This is a genomic window from Flavobacterium coralii (assembly GCF_019891545.1).
In the GTDB taxonomy this organism is placed as follows: Bacteria; Bacteroidota; Bacteroidia; order Flavobacteriales; family Flavobacteriaceae; genus Flavobacterium; species Flavobacterium coralii.
Window position 1 is genome coordinate 1 of record NZ_JAHDIU010000052.1, and the last position, 409, is coordinate 409.

Consider the following 409-nt stretch of genomic DNA (forward strand, 5'->3'; position numbering starts at 1 on the left):
AAAGAAAGGCGATGACATACTCTCCCACAAGATGCAGTACCATCTGCGCAGGCGGGCTTAACTTCTCTGTTCGGGATGGGAAGAGGTGAGCCCCGCCGCAATAATCACCTTAAGTTTTTCAAGGCAAGAGCCATTAGCCAACAGGCATTAGTACTCTTTGCTTTGTCCATCAGTATGCGGCTTCCGGCTATTGCCTCTTGCCTTTTTACTAATGGCTAATATGTTAACATACTGCGATAAAGAATAAAGTGTTTTGTTGGTGTAGAAAGTGTTTCCCTGCCCCTTGCGGGGCAGGAAAGGCGTACATAAGCTTACGGGTTATTAGTACTACTCGGCTTTGGCATTACGGCCTTTACACCTGTAGCCTATCAACGTGGTCATCTTCCACGACCCTTAAAAGAAATCTCAT

2 rRNA genes are annotated in these 409 nt (G+C 46.2%); both read right to left on the bottom strand.

The annotated features are described in order from the left end of the window. Window positions 1-3: 3 nt before the first annotated feature. Window positions 4-112 (bottom strand): 5S ribosomal RNA (gene rrf, locus KJK34_RS15565). A 189-nt stretch (window positions 113-301) separates the two neighbouring features. Continuing rightward, window positions 302-409: ribosomal RNA gene (locus tag KJK34_RS15570) — 23S ribosomal RNA — on the bottom strand; the annotation flags it as partial.